This is a genomic window from Marinobacter sp. G11 (genome assembly GCF_021282325.1).
In the GTDB taxonomy this organism is placed as follows: domain Bacteria; phylum Pseudomonadota; class Gammaproteobacteria; order Pseudomonadales; family Oleiphilaceae; genus Marinobacter; species Marinobacter vinifirmus.
The window spans coordinates 1-1,594 of record NZ_JAJSPB010000087.1 but is presented as its reverse complement, the minus strand read 5'-3'; the positions used below and the strand labels follow the sequence as shown (position 1 = coordinate 1,594).

At 51.3% G+C, this 1,594-nt stretch carries 2 protein-coding genes; one reads left to right on the top strand and one right to left on the bottom strand.

The window, feature by feature from the left end:
- Positions 1-222: 222 nt before the first annotated feature.
- Positions 223-825 (top strand): hypothetical protein, encoded by a 603-nt coding sequence (locus tag LWH94_RS19100; RefSeq protein ID WP_232903297.1) that lies wholly within the window; start codon positions 223-225, stop codon positions 823-825.
- Between the two features lie 25 nt (positions 826-850).
- On the opposite strand, the gene LWH94_RS19095 is transcribed toward LWH94_RS19100, so the two are convergent.
- Positions 851-1,453, bottom strand: a complete 603-nt coding sequence (locus LWH94_RS19095) for a tyrosine-type recombinase/integrase (RefSeq protein ID WP_232903298.1) — start codon at positions 1,451-1,453, stop codon at positions 851-853.
- Positions 1,454-1,594: the final 141 nt, after the last annotated feature.

Genomic DNA, 1,594 nt, shown 5'->3' with positions numbered 1-1,594 from the left:
CGGAGCACTGTTTACCGGCAGCTTCGACGTTTGCAAAAATTGCCACGACTATTGAAATCGTTTTTTGGCCATCCGGATTTGGCTTATATCTCCGGGTAATGTTCGCTTACTTTATTTCGAATTAGTATGGCTGATAATAAAGGGCCTTCGAATGGGGGCAGAAGTGAGAGCGAGCTCGGGGAGGTTTCAGATGCTAGCCTGCCGCTACCAACTCAGGAGGGGATGGAATTTGTTCCCAATCGGTGGGGATCTCGCGGAATATCGGATAATACTGTGTCTTCACCCGCTGATCCGGCCAAGGTCTCCGAGTGGCTTAAAGATGCGGATGAGGCTCAGTGCGGTTGGGCGCTGAGGTATTTGTGTAATCATGTTTCCGTGAACTTTCATGAGGTTTTCCCGAATAAGAGCTCTCGCGATGAGCTTGCCAGCCTGCTTGAATCGCTGTTATGTGACAAGCTTGGCCCAATTCGAAGTGGTTACGGGGTTTTGCGGTGGAGTTCTCCTCAGGCACTTGCTTTGAAAGATCTCTCAAGAGACGGTTCTGACTACTTTTTGAAGGCTAGAAATGCTTGGAACCAGAAGGTGAATCGGGCACGCAAAGCGGCAAAGGCTGCGAATGCAATAACTGTAGATGCCGAGACTAAGAGGAAGATTAAGGCGTTAGCTTCGGAGCATAGCTTGAAAGAAGACGAGTTCCTTTCCATTGTTGTTGATCTTTTGCATGAGCGGCGTGGATCAGTGGAGGGAATTATTAAGCAGCGAAAGGCTGCCAAAAAGGCAGCTATTGCTTCTGATCTTGGTCTTCTGGGCAGTTCCTTACTGTAGCGGGGGAAGTTGATCGTCACGAAGTTTAATCGCGGGCCGTCTTCAGCTTTTCGAGATAGTTGGCCCAAGCCTGCATCATCTCACGGCGATCCTCAAGAAACTCTGTCCTGTTGTAGGCGCGCCCATGCATGTCTGCAACGCGATGCGCCAGTTGCATTTCGATCAGGTGCACAGGGTATTTCAACTCCTCTTGCAGCAGAGTCCTGGCCATAGCCCTGAACCCATGCGCAGTCATCTTTCCACCATAGCCCATCCGGTCCAAGGCGGCCTTGATTGCAACATTGCTCATTGGTCGTTTGGCATCCCTGGCATTAGGGAAAACATAAGGGCTGCGGTGCTTAGTGACTGGTTCCACTTCTTCCAGTATGGCAATTGCTTGGCGGGACAAAGGCACGATCAAGGGTGCGCCGTTTTTCGTCGTCGGTAGCTCCCATAGCGCTTTGTCGAAATCAATATGCTCCCAGAGCATCTGCCGGGTATCACCTGGCCGAGTGAAGACTAGTGGGGAGATTCTTAAGGCTGCTGACGTGGCAAAGTGCCCCTGGTATGCCTGAATGTCCTTTAGCAGGCGCGAGACCTCGTCAGGCCGAACAAGGGCGTGTTGGTGCTTTACCTGTGTTTTGGGCAAGTAGCCTGTCAGGTTGTCTGGCGTCAACTATCTTGTCCGGTCCGCGACAACTATGATGGCCGGTTGGGTGGTCTTACTTTTTACTCTTTCCAGCCTGCTTAAGCTGTTGCTGTCGTCGGTAGCTTTCCCCCTCTAATTCGA